Genomic DNA, 14,485 nt, shown 5'->3' with positions numbered 1-14,485 from the left:
TGTCAGGCCAGCGCGAGGGTGCGCCGGTTCAGGTTGTCCACTCCGGTGCGCAGGCAGCCGCGGGCGATGGCGTCGCCCTGGATCAGCGTGCGCGAGCCGACGTGCGGGCGGGCGCCGATGGCGGTGACCCACTGGACGGACTCCACCGGCGGACCGTACGAGAAGCGGCCGCGGTGTGCGGTCCCCGAGGCGTCCAGCAGGCGGAAGCTGGTCTCGGCGACGTCGATGCCGCCGGTCTCGTAGCCGGGGCCGTCGGCGTTCGGGATGGTGTGCGGACGGCAGGCGCCGGCGGCGAGCAGCCGGCTCAGCAGCGGGTCGGTGGCCCGGCGGATGTCGGTCAGCGCGAGGTGGGCCTCGATCAACCCGGAGACCACCAGCGGCGCTTCGTCGATGTCGGCGGAGGAGACCACGAAGCGGCCGGCCGCCCGGTCGGCCTCGACCCGCATCCGCGGGCCGACCATCCGGACCACCCCGGCGGTGACCAGGGCTTCCAGCTCCTCGACCCGGGAGGCCGGCGGGCCGCTGGCGAGGAAGTTGTTCAGACCGCTGAACCAGCGGTCGACGTGGTCGCGGTAGGACGCGCCCCGGATGCCCTGGTGGGAGACCACCTGGCGGATCTCGTCGCGCAGGTCGCGCATGATCGCCGCCGTCGCCTTGAACGGGCTCCCGGCCGGTCCGACCTGGGACTGCTCCATGTCCCAGCGCAGCCGCTCGGCCACCCACTCCTGGTACTCGGCCCGGTCGGCGAACCGCCGGTCGAGGTTGGGGTGGTCGACCCTCTCCCAGCTCCAGTGCGTGGAGCTGTCGGGGAACTGCCCGGATATCAGCGCGGTCATCTCCGGGCTGTCCCACTCCAGGTCGCAGTACGCGGCCAGGAACTCCTCGCGCTGGGCCTGCGGCGCTCCGCTCAGCAGGCTGCGGTAGTAGACGAAGCCGACCTCCTTGGCCACGTACGGCCACAGGTCGCGCTTGAAGTCGGTCTCGCCGCGTCCGGCGTTGCGGCGCAGCACGGCGATCACCTCGGCGGTCAGGAAGCGCGGCTCGTAGCGCGGGACGATCTCCAGGTGCACCTCGGCCCGCGCGGTGTACGGCAGCCCGCGCCCGGACCCCGCGTACAGGATCGGCTCCCGGCCGGAGGGCAGGTAGCGCAGTGCCCCGGCCGCGTCCCGCTCGAAGCGGCCGCCGCGATCCGAGGTCAGCAGCGTCACGTAGTCGAAGAAGCTGAGGCCCAGGCCCCGCACCGCGACGGGCTCGCCCGCGGGGAACGCGGACAGGTCGGTCTCGGCGGGGCTGGCGGGCGCCTGGTAGAGCAGCCCGTGCTCGGCGGCGAACCGCTCGAACTCCTGCTGCCCCTTGGTGGGCGCGACGTCGAAGTGCCCCTGGGAGAGCACCACCGAGTCGACCACCAGCGGCTCGCCGCCGTCCTCCAGCCGCAGCCGCTGGGTGCCGTCCTCCAGGTCCTCCAGCTCCACCGCGCGGGTGCGGTGGAAGCGAACGGTGATCTCGGACGGCGCGTTGCGGATGATGTGGCCCAGCGCCCAGCCCAGGTAGGCGCCGTTGAAGGCCCGGCTGCCGTAGGACCACGGGAGCATCCCGCGGGCCTCCTCGCGGTCCGCCTCGTCGACGTCCGCGATGTGGCCCTCGGTCACCATCCGGGCCCACTGGTACTGGGTCGGACCGGTGACGATCGGGCCCTCGCAGGGGACGGACTCGTCGGTGAACACGGTGACGTCGGAGGCCACCGTGTTCATCAGCAGCGAGCGGTTCTGCTGCTGCTTCCACACCCGGCCGCCGCCCGCCGGGTAGGGGTCGATCAGGTGGACCTCGACCGGCACCCCGGGTGCCAGCAGCGGTGCGTTGACGCAGAGGCGTTCGAGCGCGACGACGCCTCGCGGGCCTGCGCCCACGATGCCCACACGGATGACCGGTCGGTCGACTGCCACTGGTGCGTCCTTTCCTTCGGGGGTGTGCTCTGCCTTCACTGCAGGAGTCCGCTCGCGCCGGCTTCGCCGAAGAGCTGCGGGAAGTAGTCGATGTCCAGCTGGAGCGCCGCGAAGAGGTCCTCCGAGCTGGTTCCGCCCGGGCGCCCCACGGCGAGCAGGCGCTGGTTGCGCGCCACGCTCTGCGCCGACAACGGCAGGTTGCCGTGGGACTGGTAGCGGATCGCGCCCTCGGAGTCCCGCCGCGGGATGATCGCGGAGCGGGCGTGCCGGCTGGCGCTGAACGGGATGTCGAGGCGGCCCTCGGCGAAGGCCGTGACGATGCCGCTGTGCAGGTTGCGCGAGGCGAGGACCGGCTCGACGATCTCGGCGACCTCGCGGCAGATCCACTCCTGCTCCTCGGCCACCGCCTCCTCGTCCACCGGGATGAACTCCAGCAGCGGGGAGTTGGCGATGTCGGCCAGCCGCAGTCCGGCGGCGTTGGCCTCCGCGTCGGGGATGCCGAAGGCCTCCTGGTAGGTCTTGGTGATCATCTTCGAGGCGCCGCCCAGCCGCGCGGTCAGCGCACCGAAGAAGATCAGCTGCTCGGCGTGGTGGCGCTCGCGGGGGAAGACCCCCATGAACTCGTGCAGCACCGCGTGCGTCTGCACCCCGGCCGGGAGGTAGCGGGCGGCGAGCTCGTGGACGGCCCGCAACGCGGCCACGTCCTGGGTGAGATGGCCGCTCTGCGGGTACGAGACCGAGATGCACCGCACGCCCTCGGCGGCCGCCGCGACGGCCTCCAGCACGCTCACCGCGAGGCTGATCGACGGCGGCACCAGGACGGCGGTGAGGGTGCCGAACAGCTCCCGGTCCACCACCGTGCCGAGTTCGGCCAACTCGCCGCACACCGCGTCGACTTCGGACCACGCGGCGAGCGAGTGGGCCAGCGGCACGTCCTTGGAGTACGGCAGGTTGTAGGAGATCCCGCCGCCCTCGAAGGAGGTGATGCCGGAGGCGACCGAGACCTGGAACAGCGCGCGCGGGTCAGGAGAGCCGTGCCGGATCTCCAGCGGGGACGCCACCGATTCGTTCAACTCCCGTCCGCGCTCCCAGCCGTGGGTGACCAGCGGGTAGCCGTTGAGGGTGCGCGGGTCGGTGCTCAGGGCCCGGGCGGCGTTGTCGAACCGGCAGAGCCGGGTGTGCGAGTCGATCGTCAGGGTCAGGATGTCCGGGCGTCCCTCGCGTTCGAGGTGGGCCAGCAGAGCCGCCATCTCCTGGTGGCCGCCCACGCCGCAGCGCGGTTGCAGCGCGACCCGCCCGGCGAGCCGGGCGCCCTGCAGCACCTCGGCCGCCGTGGGCTTGTCCAACTGTGCGATGTAGTCGGCCGATTCCCGTAAGGACGGCAGCCCCGGCACGGTCGGCACCTCGGCCTGGCGGCCGTGCGCGTCGAGTTCGGTCGTCATCGCGCCACGGAGGTGGCGAGCGGACGGACGGACCGTGCGGGCAGCAGGCTGTCGAGCAGCGGGGCCAGGTCGGCCGGCCGGCGCAGCACGTGGTCCACGCCGAGTTCGAACAGCCGGGTGATCGCCGACTCGTCCTTGGTGCTGCCGACCGAGAGGTTGCCGCCGACGATGACGGGGCACGGGATCCGGCCCTCCTGCTTGGCCTCGGCCAGGTCGTGCAGATCCTCGTGGATGTGGCCGTTGAGGCTGCCCACGATGACGGCCTCCGCGTCGGGGTGCCGCTCGCAGGCGTCGGCGAACTCCGAAACCGGCGTGCAGGTACCGAGGTTGACGACGGTCAGACCCTGGGCGCGCAGCGCGTGCGCGATCAGGTGGTTGGCGACGGCGTGGCTGTCGCTGGCCGCGACTCCCAGGATCACCGTGCGGCCGGTCCGGTCCGCTGGACCGAAGACGGCCGAGGGGAGGGAAGTCTCGCTCTGGAGAGGGGTCTTGGACGTCACCGCAGGTGCCTTTCTGGAAGCGCTCAGGGATCGGACGGGTATCTGGTCGGCTGGTCGTCTGGTCGTCGAATTAGTCGTCGAAGGCGGCGAAGAGCTCGCGGCGGCTCACCGAGGTGATCCGCGCGACGTCGAACTCCTCGGCGTCCGCGATGGAGAGGGAGTCGAAGACCCGGTCGACGGCGGCCTTCAGACCCCACTCCGCGGTGTACGAGGGCCAGCCGCGGTGACCGTCCACCAGGTCGTCCTGGCGGGCGAAGATGTAGTTGTGCCACTGCCGGCTGGCGGGGTAGCGGTGGTGGTAGTCGTGGACCACGGTGTCCCCGGTGAGCACCAGGTAGCGGCAGGGGAAGTGCACCAGCGCCATCCGCAGGCCCCAGCGCAGCCAGGCGGCCGCGGCGCGCAGCAGCGGCAGGCCCGGGGCGGGTGCCTGTTCGCCGATGAAGATGGCGTTGGTCAGGCTCGCGAAGTACTCCTTGCCGCGCCGCACGGTGGTGTCGGGGGCGGGGAAGGTGTGCTTGACGCAGAGCCGCAGGGTGTTGCTGACCTGGTAGAAGTACACCAGCGGGAGGAACCAGGCGACCAGGACCACCGGGTACAGGCCCGACCAGCCGGCGGCGAGCGCTCCACCGCCGTAGAGCACCAGGGCGATCGCCTTCTCGGTGGGCGCCGAGTTGTGCGAGAAGGAGCGGATGCGCGACACCGCGAAGGCGAGGTGGAAGCGCGGCGACACGAGCTTCAGCAGGACCCTGGTCCACATGTGACGGCGTGTCATACCGGGGTGCAGGTCCAGGCTGATCAGGAACGCCTGGACGGTGGGGTCGCGCAGCGTCATGTGGTGGACGGCGTGGTGGTCCGCCACGTGCTCCTTGCTGTACCGCTCGAAGTTCTGGATGACCAGCAGTCCGGAGATGGAGTAGCCGATCATCGCGTCCAGCCGGCGGCGGCCGTACATGTTCCGGTGCGAGCACTGGTGGTAGACCATCATGCGCAGGTTGCGCTGGCCGTGCAGGGTCATCGCCCAACCGGGCAGCAGCAGAAGCAGATACGGGCCACCGAGGGTGAATCCGGTGCAGGAGAGGACGACGCCGGTCAGCAGGCTCAGCCAGGCGGTCGCCAGGTGGAACCCGGGGGAGAGGTTGACCGGCCGCTGGCCCTGAAGGGGCCTGCCGGTGAGGAAGGTGAGGGCCGGCTGGACCGCGTTGGGCAGGGCCCGCATGGACTCGCGGACCGGGTCCGCCGCCGGGTCTGTGGTGGAGGTAACTCCGTTTGCTAATAGGCCGGTTGCTGCATCTGGCGCGCAGGGTGTTGCCGGGCCCTGCGCAGTCGAGTTGCTCGTGCTCACGGTGGACAGGCCCTCTCTGTAATGCGGTTGACCAGCCCGGCGCCCGCGGTGCGCCGTGGGTGGCGGCACGCGGGCAGGCGGGCATCGCGATGGGGAGCGGGAGACTGCGACGGGCCCCGAAGGCGGACAGCCCGCATCCACGGGTGGCTGTGCTGAGGCTCGCCGTCACGGTGCACCGACCAGCGGTCGGCATCGGGGCAGGGCTGAACGGACGCGGCGAGTGAGGTGGTGCCATGGCGGTTGGGCGGATGACACGGCACTCCGTCGATCTGAGGCCTCCGCCACGCTACCCAGGACTGTCAGAGTCAGTCAAGTGACGTTAGAACAATGTCATGCCTAGTCAATTCTCATGCGAATAAGTTAATCTTGGTAGGACTGTTGACCGAACCGACTTGCTAGGCTCGGCCACAACACGGGCTGCGGCGGGGGCTCCGAGACCGCCGGTCCGTGGCGCCAAGTTCCTTGTGGGGGGAGAGTGGTGGAGATGGCTTCGGCACCGCACGGTGGGGTGCACTCAGCCTGCGCGGACACCCGTCGGCCCGGCCGGCCCGCGTTTCAGGGCCGTCCTGGTGGTCAAGCCGGACGCTGTCCTGCTGGTCACGCCGGGTCGAGAGTGGAGGCCAGCGCCTTCCACGCCTCGGTCGCCAGATCCAGGTACCCGGCCTCCTCGGCCTCCACCGCCACGGCCCGCATGGCGCGCAGCGCGTCGGCCTGCCGGTCCATGTGCAGCAGGCAGCGACTCTGCAGCAGTCGGGCGCGCAGCCGGTCATGAAAAGCGAGCAGCCCCGTGTCATCGGCCTGACGTGCCGCCGTGAACGCGTCCTCGTAGCAGTCCTCGGCCCAGAACAGCCAGGCCTTCAGGAAGAGCAGTGCCGCGGCCTGGGCGGGCACCCCCACCAGGTCGACGGCCCGGCCGGCCTCCTCGATCCACCGGCCGACGTCGTCCACCCGGCCGCACCGCAGCCGCAGCGCGCCGGCGGCCATCCGCAGCCGCGCCCAGGCGAGCAGGTCGTCCCGGCTGTCCAGGGTGTCCAGCGCGCGGCTCATCAGCTCGTCGGACGCCTCGCTGTCCCCCTGGCGAGCGCTGACCCCGGCGCAGCTCCAGTAGATCTGAGCGGCCCTCAGCGGCGGTACGGCCTCGACCAGGGCGAGCAGTTCGGGCACCCGTTCGGCGGCCCGGGCCGCGCCGCCGGCCTCGGTCTCCGCGGCCGCCAGGGCCATCAGGGCCAGCGCCCGTTCGGGGGCCCGGGACTCGCGGGTGGCCGCCACCGCCTGCTTGGCCGAGTCCAGCGCGGACTCGATGCGGCCGAGCGCGCGCTCGTCGTTCGAGAGTTCGGCCAGGATGTCGCCGCGGACCGGTCCGGCGTCATGCCAGTCCGTGCTGATCTCCAGCATCAGGCGCAGCACGTCGACGCGGGCCGGGAGTTCCTGCGCGCGGCCGTACGCCTCGGCCAGCGTCCCCAGCAGGTGCCAGCCCCAGCCGAACGGCTCCAGATCGGGCGCCGCGAGCTCGGATTCGAGGAGTTCGACGGCGTACCGGGTGTCACCGCCGCGCAGGGCGGTCGTCGCGCGGGCCAGCAGGGCGCTGCGGACCGAGTCGGTGCTGCCGGCTCGGTCCGGTGCGGGGGCGGCGGTGCCGCGGCCCTCGTGTTCGTGGCGCGTGATCAGGTCGTCGACGGTGACGCCCAGGGTCGCGGCCAGGTAGCTCAGCGCGTTGGGAGACGGGAGGCGGTTACCCATCTCAAGACGTGAGATGTAGCTGGCCGACACCGGACCGCCGGCGAGTTCGGTCTGCTTGATCCCCCGATCCAGTCTGAGTTCTCTTAGCCGCTGGCCGAACTCGGGCTGGCTGACCTGTGCCATGGCAAACCCACCATTTCCCACGGAGGGACCCGCCCCGTGTTTCAACTTCTTGGCGCACTGCTCATAGCCCCGATGGCCGCGCTCGGAGTGGCCGAGCCGATGCCGGCCGCAACTGGTGCAGACCGGACCCGACCGGCCCGGTCCGCGTCCAGACCGCGGCCGTTCCGCACGCACTTCTCCGACCTCGAGTGGCCGTAGCAAGCAGACTCACGATAAACCTACTCTGACAAATCTATGACACCACCAGTCAACTGGCAATTGGAACGTCACCAATGGCTTCTCGCAGTTTGCCCAGAGGGGTCTCCCTATTCAGGGTGGCCCCCGGGCATCCGCCGCTCTGTCGGTTCGGGACTGCCGTCGAGCTCACATGTGGGACAAGCCCGTGGCCATTCAGCTCAGTTGACGGATCATCGTCAGTGGAGTGGTGGTGCCCGCGGTGCGAGACCCGCTGTGGGGCCTTCGGGTGAACAGCACTTGACGTAACACCAGGCCGGAGACTTTCATGCATAGTGATCGACCTCCGTCGAACAGTATAGGCGGTCGGGCCCCGATAGTCTCCCGTTGGTATCTCCCGGTTGGATGCGAGCTGTCAGATGAATGAAGCCACAGATACCGCGAACCTCGCCGGCACGTCAGCTCCGTACCGACCGGCCGCCGGTCCACTGGCGCTCGGGGCGGTCTGCCTGGGCTTCTTCATGGTGCTGATGGACAGCAGCGCGCTCAACGTCGCCCTGCCCCGGATCCGCAGCGATTTCGCAGGCGGCCTGGCGCAGTTGGAGTGGACGGTCAACGCCTACACCATTGCCATGGCCGCCTGCTTACTCGGCGGCGGGACCCTGGCGGACCTGCTGGGGGCCCGCAGGCTCTTCCGGGTCTCGCTCCTGCTCTTCGTCCTCTCCTCGGCGGCCTGTGCGCTGAGCCCTGACGTCGGCGCTCTGATCGCCGCCCGCGCCGTGCAGGGGGTGTCGGCCGGCGGACTGCTGCCGGCCTCGCTGGCCCTGATGGCCCACATGTACGCCGAACCGGCGCGGCGCGCCCGGGCGTTCACGGTCTGGGGCGGTGTCAGCTCGCTCGCGCTGGTGCTCGGACCGGTGCTCGGCGGCGCGCTGACCGCCGCGGTCGGCTGGCGGTCGATCTTCCTGATCAACGTGCCGATCGGCCTGGCTGTCGTGGTGGTCTGCGGCCGGGCCGTGGCGGCGTCCCCAGCGCGCCGGGTGCCGTTCGACGTCAGCGGCCAGCTCGCCGCGATCGCCCTGGTCGGCTGCGGGATCGGCGCGCTGGTCGAGGGCGGGACCCGCGGCTGGGCCGCGCCGGTGACCATCGCCCTGCTGGCCGGCACGGCGGTGGCGGGAGTCGCCCTGGTGGCCGTGGAGCGCGCCGTCGCCCATCCGATGCTGCCGCCGACGCTGCTGACCCGGCCCGGGTTCCTGGCCGGGCTGGGCGTCGGAGCGCTGTTCCAGTTCGGCGCATACGGCAGTCAGTACGCCATCTCGGCCTTCCTCCAGAAGAGTTGGGGCCTGGACGCGCTGGGAGCCGGACTGGCCTTCATCCCGTTCGCCTCGTTCTGGACCTTCGCCTCCTTCGTACTGGCCCGCGCGGTGACCCGCACCGGCCCCCGCCTGCTGCTGATCGCCGGGTCGGCCCTGGCGGCCCTGGGCGCGCTCGCGCTGCTGCCGGTCGGGACCGGACGGGACTGGTGGGTCTTCGGCCTGGGCAGCTGCCTGCTCGGCCTCGGCGCCGGCCTGATGGGACCGAGCCTGCCCACCGTCGTCCTGCGGGCCCTGCCGGTGCACCAGTCCGGGCTGGCGTCCGGAGCGCTCAACGCCCTGCGGCAGGTCGGCGGGGCGGTCGGGCTCGCGCTGTTCGGACCGCTGCTGGACCGCTCGTCCGACGCCGGCGGGCTGCGGGTCTGCCTGTCCCTGGTGGCCTGCGGCTTCCTCGTCATCGTCCTGGTGGTCCGCCGCACCATGCCCGCCCGTTCCTAGCCGTCCCCGAAGTACCCGTGACACCGATGATGAGGAGAAGCGCGATGCGCGCAGTGGTAGTCGAGCAGTCAGGTGGCCCCGAGGTCCTGACCGAGGCCGAGCGGCCGGATCCGACGGCCGGGCCCGGCCAGGTGGTGGTGCAACTCGCCTACGCCGGAGTCAACTTCAAGGACGTCTACGAGCGCGAGGGGCGCACGAAGCTCGCGCCGCCGTTCGTCCCGGGCTGCGAGGGTGCGGGGACCGTCGTGGAGCTCGGGCCCGAGGTCTCCGGCGTCGCGGTCGGCGACCGGGTGGCCTGGTGGGCGGCGCCGGGCAGTTACGCGGAGCGGGTGGTCGTCGCGGCCGACGCCACCGTGCCGCTCCCCGCGGACATCACCGAGGCGGACGCCGCCGCCGTCCTGCTCCAGGGCCTCACCGCGCACTACCTCACCACCTCGACCTACCGCGCGGGGGAGGGCGAGAGCGCGCTCGTGCACGCGGCAGCCGGCGGCCTCGGGCAGCACCTCACCCGGCTGCTGGCCGGGCGCGGGGTGCAGGTGCTGGCGACCGTCTCGACGCAGGCGAAGGCCGAGGTGGCCCGGGCGGCGGGCGCCCACGAGGTGATCGTGGGCGCCGACCCGGCCGATCTGGCGCCGCTGGTACGGAAGTTGACGGGCGGCCGGGGCGTCGACGTGGTGTACGACGGGATCGGCCTGGACACCTTCAGGGCCGGCCTGGACTCGCTGCGCCCGCGCGGCACCTTCGTCCTGGCCGGAGCCGCCTCCGGCCCGGCGCCGGCCCTCGACCCGCAGTCCCTGGCGGCCCTGGGCTCGCTCTTCCTGACCCGTCCGACGCTGGTCGACCACGCCACCGACCCGGCCGAACTGCGTTCCCGGGCAGCCGAGTTGTTCGACTGGATGCGGACCGGGGCGATCCAGGTCGCGATCGGTGGACGCTACACCTTCGCCCAGGCGCACCAGGCCCACGCGGATCTCCAGTCCCGGCGGACCACCGGCAAGCTCCTGCTCACCCCGGCCTGACCCACCCCGGCCTAGCCGACCGGCTCGGCCGCCTGCTCGCCGACCGTTTCGCTCAGCGGCTCGATCGGCGCCAGCAGCCGGTGCGGCCGGCCGAGCGCACGCGACACCGGGTCCTGGCGCAGCTCCGTGAGCGCGCCGGGGCCCGGCCGCATCATCACGTCCTCGGGCGCCACCAGCACGCAGCAGGTCGGGCAGCTGCCGACGATGTCCAGCCGGGTCCCGCAGGTGGCATGGCTGAAGACCGTCCGCGCCCCGCCGTCCGAGGCGTGCCGCTCGCCCCACCGCGCCAGCGCGTAGATCGGCAGCCACAGCTCCCGGCCGGCACTGGTCAGGCCGTAGCCGTAGCGCACCGGCGACTGCTGGTACGGCTCCTTGTCGAGCACCCCGGCCGCCACCAGCGAGCGCAGCCGCCCGGTCAGGACGGCCCGCGGGATGTCGAGGTGCGCCAGGAAGTCGTTGAACCGCCGCACGCCGTAGAAGGCGTCGCGCACGATCAGCATGCTCCAGCGTTCCCCGACCACTTCCAGCGCGCGCGCCAGTGAGCAGTCCTGCTGTGCGTAATCCGTTCCTAGCGCCATGGCGCCAGCTTAGTTCAGTTCAGTGAACAGACCTGCCATGGTAGCTTGTCAGTTGAGTGAGTTCGTTCACCAGACCTAGGAACAGGACTGCCATGACCCCCAACCCGCCCGGCGGCCAGTCGCGCAGCCCCGGCATCACCTTGCTCACCGCGGCCTGCGGCACACTGCTGGTACTGATCGACTACACCTCCCCTCTGACGACCCTCTCGCCCACCGCCGCGGCCCTGCACATCGGCGCGTCCGCCCAGACCTGGGTGCTCACCGGCACCCTGGTCGGCCTGGCCGCCCTGCTGCTCACCGCCGGCAGCGCCGCCGACGACTACGGCCGCAAGCGCGTCTTCGGCGGCGGCGCGGTCCTCCTGCTGATCTCGACCGTGCTCTCGGCGGCCGCCCCGAACACCGGGCTCTTCCTCACCGGCCGCGTCCTGCAGGGCTGCGCCGCGGCGGCGATCCTGGCACCGACCCTGGGCCTGATCAGCAACGTCTACCCCGTGGGCCCCGCCCGCATCCGGGCGCTCGGCATGTGGGGCGCCTCGGTCGGCCTCGGCATCGCGCTGGGCCCGATCTACGCCGCGCTCATGGAGCAGGCCGGCGGTTGGCGCTCGGTCTACTGGGTGCTGGCCCTGCTCTCGGCGGGCCTGGTGCTGCTCACCGCCCTCGGACTGGACGAGTCGAAGAACGAACGGCCCCGCAAGCTCGACCCGCTCGGCGTCCTGGCGCTCGCCAGCGGCTCCTCCTGCCTGATCGCGGGCCTCGCCGAGGGGCGGCACGGCTGGGGCCGCGGCATCGTGATCGAGCTGCTCGCCGCGGGCCTGGTGCTGCTGATCGCCTTCGCGGTCGTGGAGTCCAAGGTCGCCGAGCCGATGCTCGACCTCGCGCTGTTCCGCAACCCGGGCTTCATCGCCTCCAGCAGCGGCGCGCTCTTCACCGGCCTGTCGATCGTCGGTCTGATGAGCTACCTGCCCACCGTGCTGCAGAAGTCGCTCGGTGAGACCCCGCTGGCCGCCTCCGGCGTCCTCGCCATCTGGTCCGGCCTCTCGGTGGTCTCCGCCCTGCAAGCTCGCCGGCTGGTCAACAAGATGGCGGCCACCACGCAGGTCGCCGCCTCCCTGCTGATCTGCGGCCTCGGCGAGGCGGCGCTGTACGGGCTGCACGCCGGCGGTTCCTGGGGCCACCTGGCCCCCGGCCTGATCGTCGCCGGTATCGGCAGCGGAGTCCTGAACGCGGCGCTCGCCCGCCTCGCGGTCAGCAGCGTGCCGCCGCACCGGGCCGCGATGGGCTCCGGCGCCAACAACAGCGCGCGCTACCTCGGCTCCGCGCTCGGCGTCGCCGTCACCGCGACCTTGGTGAGCCAGGCGAAGTCGGACGCCGGCCCGGCCCACGCGATGGCCGACGGCGCCAACAACGCGGTCCTGGTCGCCGCGGCCATCTGCCTGGTCGGCGCGGCCATCGCGCTGTGGGCCCGCACGGCCGAGGCCCGGGCGGCCCGTACCGCCGCCCCGGCCGAGCCCCTGCTCCAGGCCGAGCCGCCGGTCCGCTCGGCGAGCTGACCTGTCCCATCCCGTCTCCAGGAGGCCACCGATGTCGAGCATTCCCAACTCCCCGCAGCACGTCGAAAACCCCGTCCGACTGGAGCAGGGACGCGGCCGGGTGACCGTGTGGTCCGGCGACACGCTGCTCGCCAACAGCCACCGCGTGGTCGTCGTCCACGAGGGCCGGCACCCGGTGCGCTACTACCTCCCCCCGGAGGACGTCCGCACCGATCTGCTCGGCGTCGCACAGACCGACAGCTACTGCCCCTACAAGGGCGCCGCCGTCCACCACGCGCTGGTGGCCGACGGCCCGCTCGCCGACGCCGTCGCCTGGTCGTACCCGACCCCGCTGCCCGGCATGGAGCCGCTCGCCGGACTGATCGCCTTCTACCAGGAGCGGACCAGGCTGGTGGCGGAGGACTTCTGAGCACCTGCGGATCAGGGCCCGGGTCACCCCTCAGGTGGCCCGGGCCCGCTATATCCCGGGAGGGCGCGGAGCACGCTGTACTACGATTCGTCACCGCTCCGTGCCTGTGCCGCTCGACAGAAGGACACCTCAGATGCGCTGGTCCCAGATGTACGCCCCGACCCTGCGCGACGACCCGGCGGACGCGGACGCGGTGAGCCACCGCCTGCTGGTCCGGGCCGGGTTCGCCCGCCAGTTGATGGCCGGCCACTACTCGCTGCTGCCGCTGGCCGTCCGGGTCCGGGCGAAGGTCGTGGAGATCGTCCGCGAGGAGATGGCGCGGATCGGCTCGCAGGAGTGGATCCTGCCGGCCATGCACCCGGCCGAGATCTGGCAGAAGTCCGGCCGCTGGGAGGTCATGGGCGACGAGATGTTCCGCCTCAAGGACCGCAAGGGCGCCGACCTCGCGCTGGGCATGACGCACGAGGAGATCTTCACGACGCTCGCCCAGGAGCTGTCCTCCTACAAGCAGTTGCCGCAGATGTGGTACCAGTTCCAGACCAAGTTCCGGGACGAGCCGCGCCCCAAGAGCGGTCTGCTGCGGGTGCGCGAGTTCACCATGAAGGACTCCTACAGCTTCGACCTCGACCAGGCCGGCCTGGACCGCTCCTTCGACCTGCACCGCGCCGCCTACGTGCGGATCTTCGAGCGCCTGGGCATCCCGGCGATCGCGGTGCAGGCGTCCAGCGGTGCGATGGGCGGCTCGGCCTCCGTCGAGTTCATGTCGCCGACCGAGGCGGGCGAGGACCTGGTCGCGCACTGCCCCGGCTGCGGCTACGCGGCCAACGTCGAGAAGGCGACCTCCGCGCTGCCCGTGATCGAGGACCCGGCGAGCCTGCCCGCGCCGGAGCGCTTCGACACCCCCGACGCCCGCACCATCGAGCAGCTGGCCACCCTGCACGGGGTACCGGCCGAGCGCCAGATCAAGACCCTGGTGTTCGTGGTCGACGACCAGCTCACCCTGGTCCTGATCCGCGGCGACCACAGCCTGGTCGAGCAGAAGCTGATCGACGCCACCGGCGCCCGCAACGTCCGCCCGGCCCAGCCGGAGGAGATCAAGGCGGCGCTGAACGCCTCCCCCGGCAGCCTGGGCGCCGTCGGCGTGAGCGGGTTGACCGTGCTGGCCGACGAGGCGCTGCGCGGGCGCCGCGCGATGAGCACCGGCGCCAACGAGGACGGCGTGCATCTGCGCGGCGTCGACGTCGAGCGCGACATCGCCGTCACCCGCTGGGCCGACTTCCGCGAGGTCGTCGCGGGCGAGGCCTGCCCGACCTGCGCGCAGCCGCTCGCGGTGGTCCGCACGGTCGAGGTCGGCCACATCTTCAAGCTGGGCTACAAGTACACCGAGTCGCTGGACGTCAGCGTGCTCGGCCCCGACGGCACCCGGATCAAGCCGATCATGGGCAGCTACGGCATCGGCATCGAGCGCTCGATCGCCGCGGTGGTCGAGTCGCACAACGACGAGAAGGGCATCCTCTGGCCGGTCTCGGTCGCGCCCTTCGAGGTCGTCGTCGTGCCGATCGGCAAGAACGACGAGGAGACCACCAAGGTCGTCGACGGCCTCTACGAGCAGCTGCGCGCCGCCCGGGTCGACGTGATCCTGGACGACCGCGACGAGCGCCCCGGCGTGAAGTTCGCCGACATCGAGCTGATCGGCATCCCGTACCGGATCACGGTGGGCCCGCGCGGCCTCAAGGAGGGCGTCGTCGAGCTGGTCACCCGCGCCACCGGCGAGACCGTCCAGGTCCCGATCGCCGACGCGGCCACCGCCGTCACCACCCTCATCGCCAACGCCCGCCTGGCCGGCTGAGCGAC

General features: G+C 71.8%; 11 protein-coding genes. 5 read left to right on the top strand and 6 right to left on the bottom strand.

Translation table 11 applies throughout. The features are described from left to right. Positions 1–2: 2 nt before the first annotated feature. From P3T37_RS24075 to P3T37_RS24055, 5 genes are all read right to left on the bottom strand, one after another. Positions 3–1,943, bottom strand: a complete 1,941-nt coding sequence (locus tag P3T37_RS24075) for an FAD/NAD(P)-binding protein (RefSeq protein WP_280725897.1) — start codon at positions 1,941–1,943, stop codon at positions 3–5. Positions 1,944–1,978: 35 nt separating this feature from the next. Then, positions 1,979–3,385 (bottom strand): methylaspartate mutase, encoded by a 1,407-nt coding sequence (locus tag P3T37_RS24070; protein WP_280725896.1) that lies wholly within the window; start codon positions 3,383–3,385, stop codon positions 1,979–1,981. Then, positions 3,382–3,885, bottom strand: coding sequence for a cobalamin-dependent protein (locus P3T37_RS24065; RefSeq protein ID WP_280725895.1), 504 nt, complete (start codon positions 3,883–3,885; stop codon positions 3,382–3,384). The genes P3T37_RS24070 and P3T37_RS24065 overlap by 4 nt, the downstream gene beginning before the upstream one ends. A gap of 70 nt (positions 3,886–3,955) precedes the next feature. Beyond that, positions 3,956–5,101 carry a fatty acid desaturase gene (locus P3T37_RS24060; protein WP_280725894.1) on the bottom strand — a complete coding sequence of 382 codons (1,146 nt, stop codon included), beginning with the start codon at positions 5,099–5,101 and terminating at the stop codon, positions 3,956–3,958. Between the two features lie 723 nt (positions 5,102–5,824). Continuing rightward, positions 5,825–7,090, bottom strand: a complete 1,266-nt coding sequence (locus P3T37_RS24055) for a helix-turn-helix domain-containing protein (protein WP_280725893.1) — start codon at positions 7,088–7,090, stop codon at positions 5,825–5,827. Positions 7,091–7,683: 593 nt separating this feature from the next. Between P3T37_RS24055 and P3T37_RS24050 the strand changes: the two genes are divergently transcribed. After that, the gene (locus tag P3T37_RS24050; protein ID WP_280725892.1) at positions 7,684–9,075 is read left to right on the top strand and encodes an MFS transporter; all 1,392 of its coding nucleotides are present in this window, start codon (positions 7,684–7,686) and stop codon (positions 9,073–9,075) included. Between the two features lie 44 nt (positions 9,076–9,119). Then, positions 9,120–10,094, top strand: a complete 975-nt coding sequence (locus P3T37_RS24045) for a quinone oxidoreductase (protein WP_280725891.1) — start codon at positions 9,120–9,122, stop codon at positions 10,092–10,094. 11 nt (positions 10,095–10,105) lie between these two features. Here P3T37_RS24045 and P3T37_RS24040 read toward each other — a convergent pair whose 3' ends face one another. Beyond that, positions 10,106–10,672 (bottom strand): helix-turn-helix domain-containing protein, encoded by a 567-nt coding sequence (locus tag P3T37_RS24040; protein WP_280725890.1) that lies wholly within the window; start codon positions 10,670–10,672, stop codon positions 10,106–10,108. A gap of 92 nt (positions 10,673–10,764) precedes the next feature. Between P3T37_RS24040 and P3T37_RS24035 the strand changes: the two genes are divergently transcribed. The 3 genes from P3T37_RS24035 (at position 10,765) to P3T37_RS24025 (ending at position 14,480) form a co-directional block, all read left to right on the top strand. Next, a complete protein-coding gene (locus P3T37_RS24035) occupies positions 10,765–12,222 on the top strand; it encodes an MFS transporter (protein ID WP_280725889.1) in 1,458 nt (485 codons plus the stop codon). 31 nt (positions 12,223–12,253) lie between these two features. Further along, the gene (locus P3T37_RS24030; RefSeq protein WP_280725888.1) at positions 12,254–12,631 is read left to right on the top strand and encodes a DUF427 domain-containing protein; all 378 of its coding nucleotides are present in this window, start codon (positions 12,254–12,256) and stop codon (positions 12,629–12,631) included. Positions 12,632–12,764: 133 nt separating this feature from the next. Then, positions 12,765–14,480 carry a proline--tRNA ligase gene (locus tag P3T37_RS24025; protein WP_280725887.1) on the top strand — a complete coding sequence of 572 codons (1,716 nt, stop codon included), beginning with the start codon at positions 12,765–12,767 and terminating at the stop codon, positions 14,478–14,480. The last annotated feature ends 5 nt before the right edge of the window (positions 14,481–14,485 follow it).

The organism is Kitasatospora sp. MAA4 (genome assembly GCF_029893355.1).
GTDB lineage: Bacteria > Actinomycetota > Actinomycetes > Streptomycetales > Streptomycetaceae > Kitasatospora.
Note: the sequence above shows the minus strand (reverse complement) of the source record. Positions and strands in the feature narration are given on the sequence as shown.

Bases quoted from the DNA above. Each gene is read 5' to 3' on its own strand.
- P3T37_RS24070 (WP_280725896.1), bottom strand. From the start codon at position 3,385: ATGACGACCGAACTCGACGCGCACGGCCGCCAGGCCGAGGTGCCGACC.
- P3T37_RS24060 (WP_280725894.1), bottom strand. From the start codon at position 5,101: ATGCGGGCCCTGCCCAACGCGGTCCAGCCGGCCCTCACCTTCCTCACC.
- P3T37_RS24055 (WP_280725893.1), bottom strand. From the start codon at position 7,090: ATGGCACAGGTCAGCCAGCCCGAGTTCGGCCAGCGGCTAAGAGAACTC.
- P3T37_RS24050 (WP_280725892.1), top strand. From the start codon at position 7,684: ATGAATGAAGCCACAGATACCGCGAACCTCGCCGGCACGTCAGCTCCG.
- P3T37_RS24045 (WP_280725891.1), top strand. From the start codon at position 9,120: ATGCGCGCAGTGGTAGTCGAGCAGTCAGGTGGCCCCGAGGTCCTGACC.
- P3T37_RS24040 (WP_280725890.1), bottom strand. From the start codon at position 10,672: ATGGCGCTAGGAACGGATTACGCACAGCAGGACTGCTCACTGGCGCGC.
- P3T37_RS24035 (WP_280725889.1), top strand. From the start codon at position 10,765: ATGACCCCCAACCCGCCCGGCGGCCAGTCGCGCAGCCCCGGCATCACC.
- P3T37_RS24030 (WP_280725888.1), top strand. From the start codon at position 12,254: ATGTCGAGCATTCCCAACTCCCCGCAGCACGTCGAAAACCCCGTCCGA.
- P3T37_RS24025 (WP_280725887.1), top strand. From the start codon at position 12,765: ATGCGCTGGTCCCAGATGTACGCCCCGACCCTGCGCGACGACCCGGCG.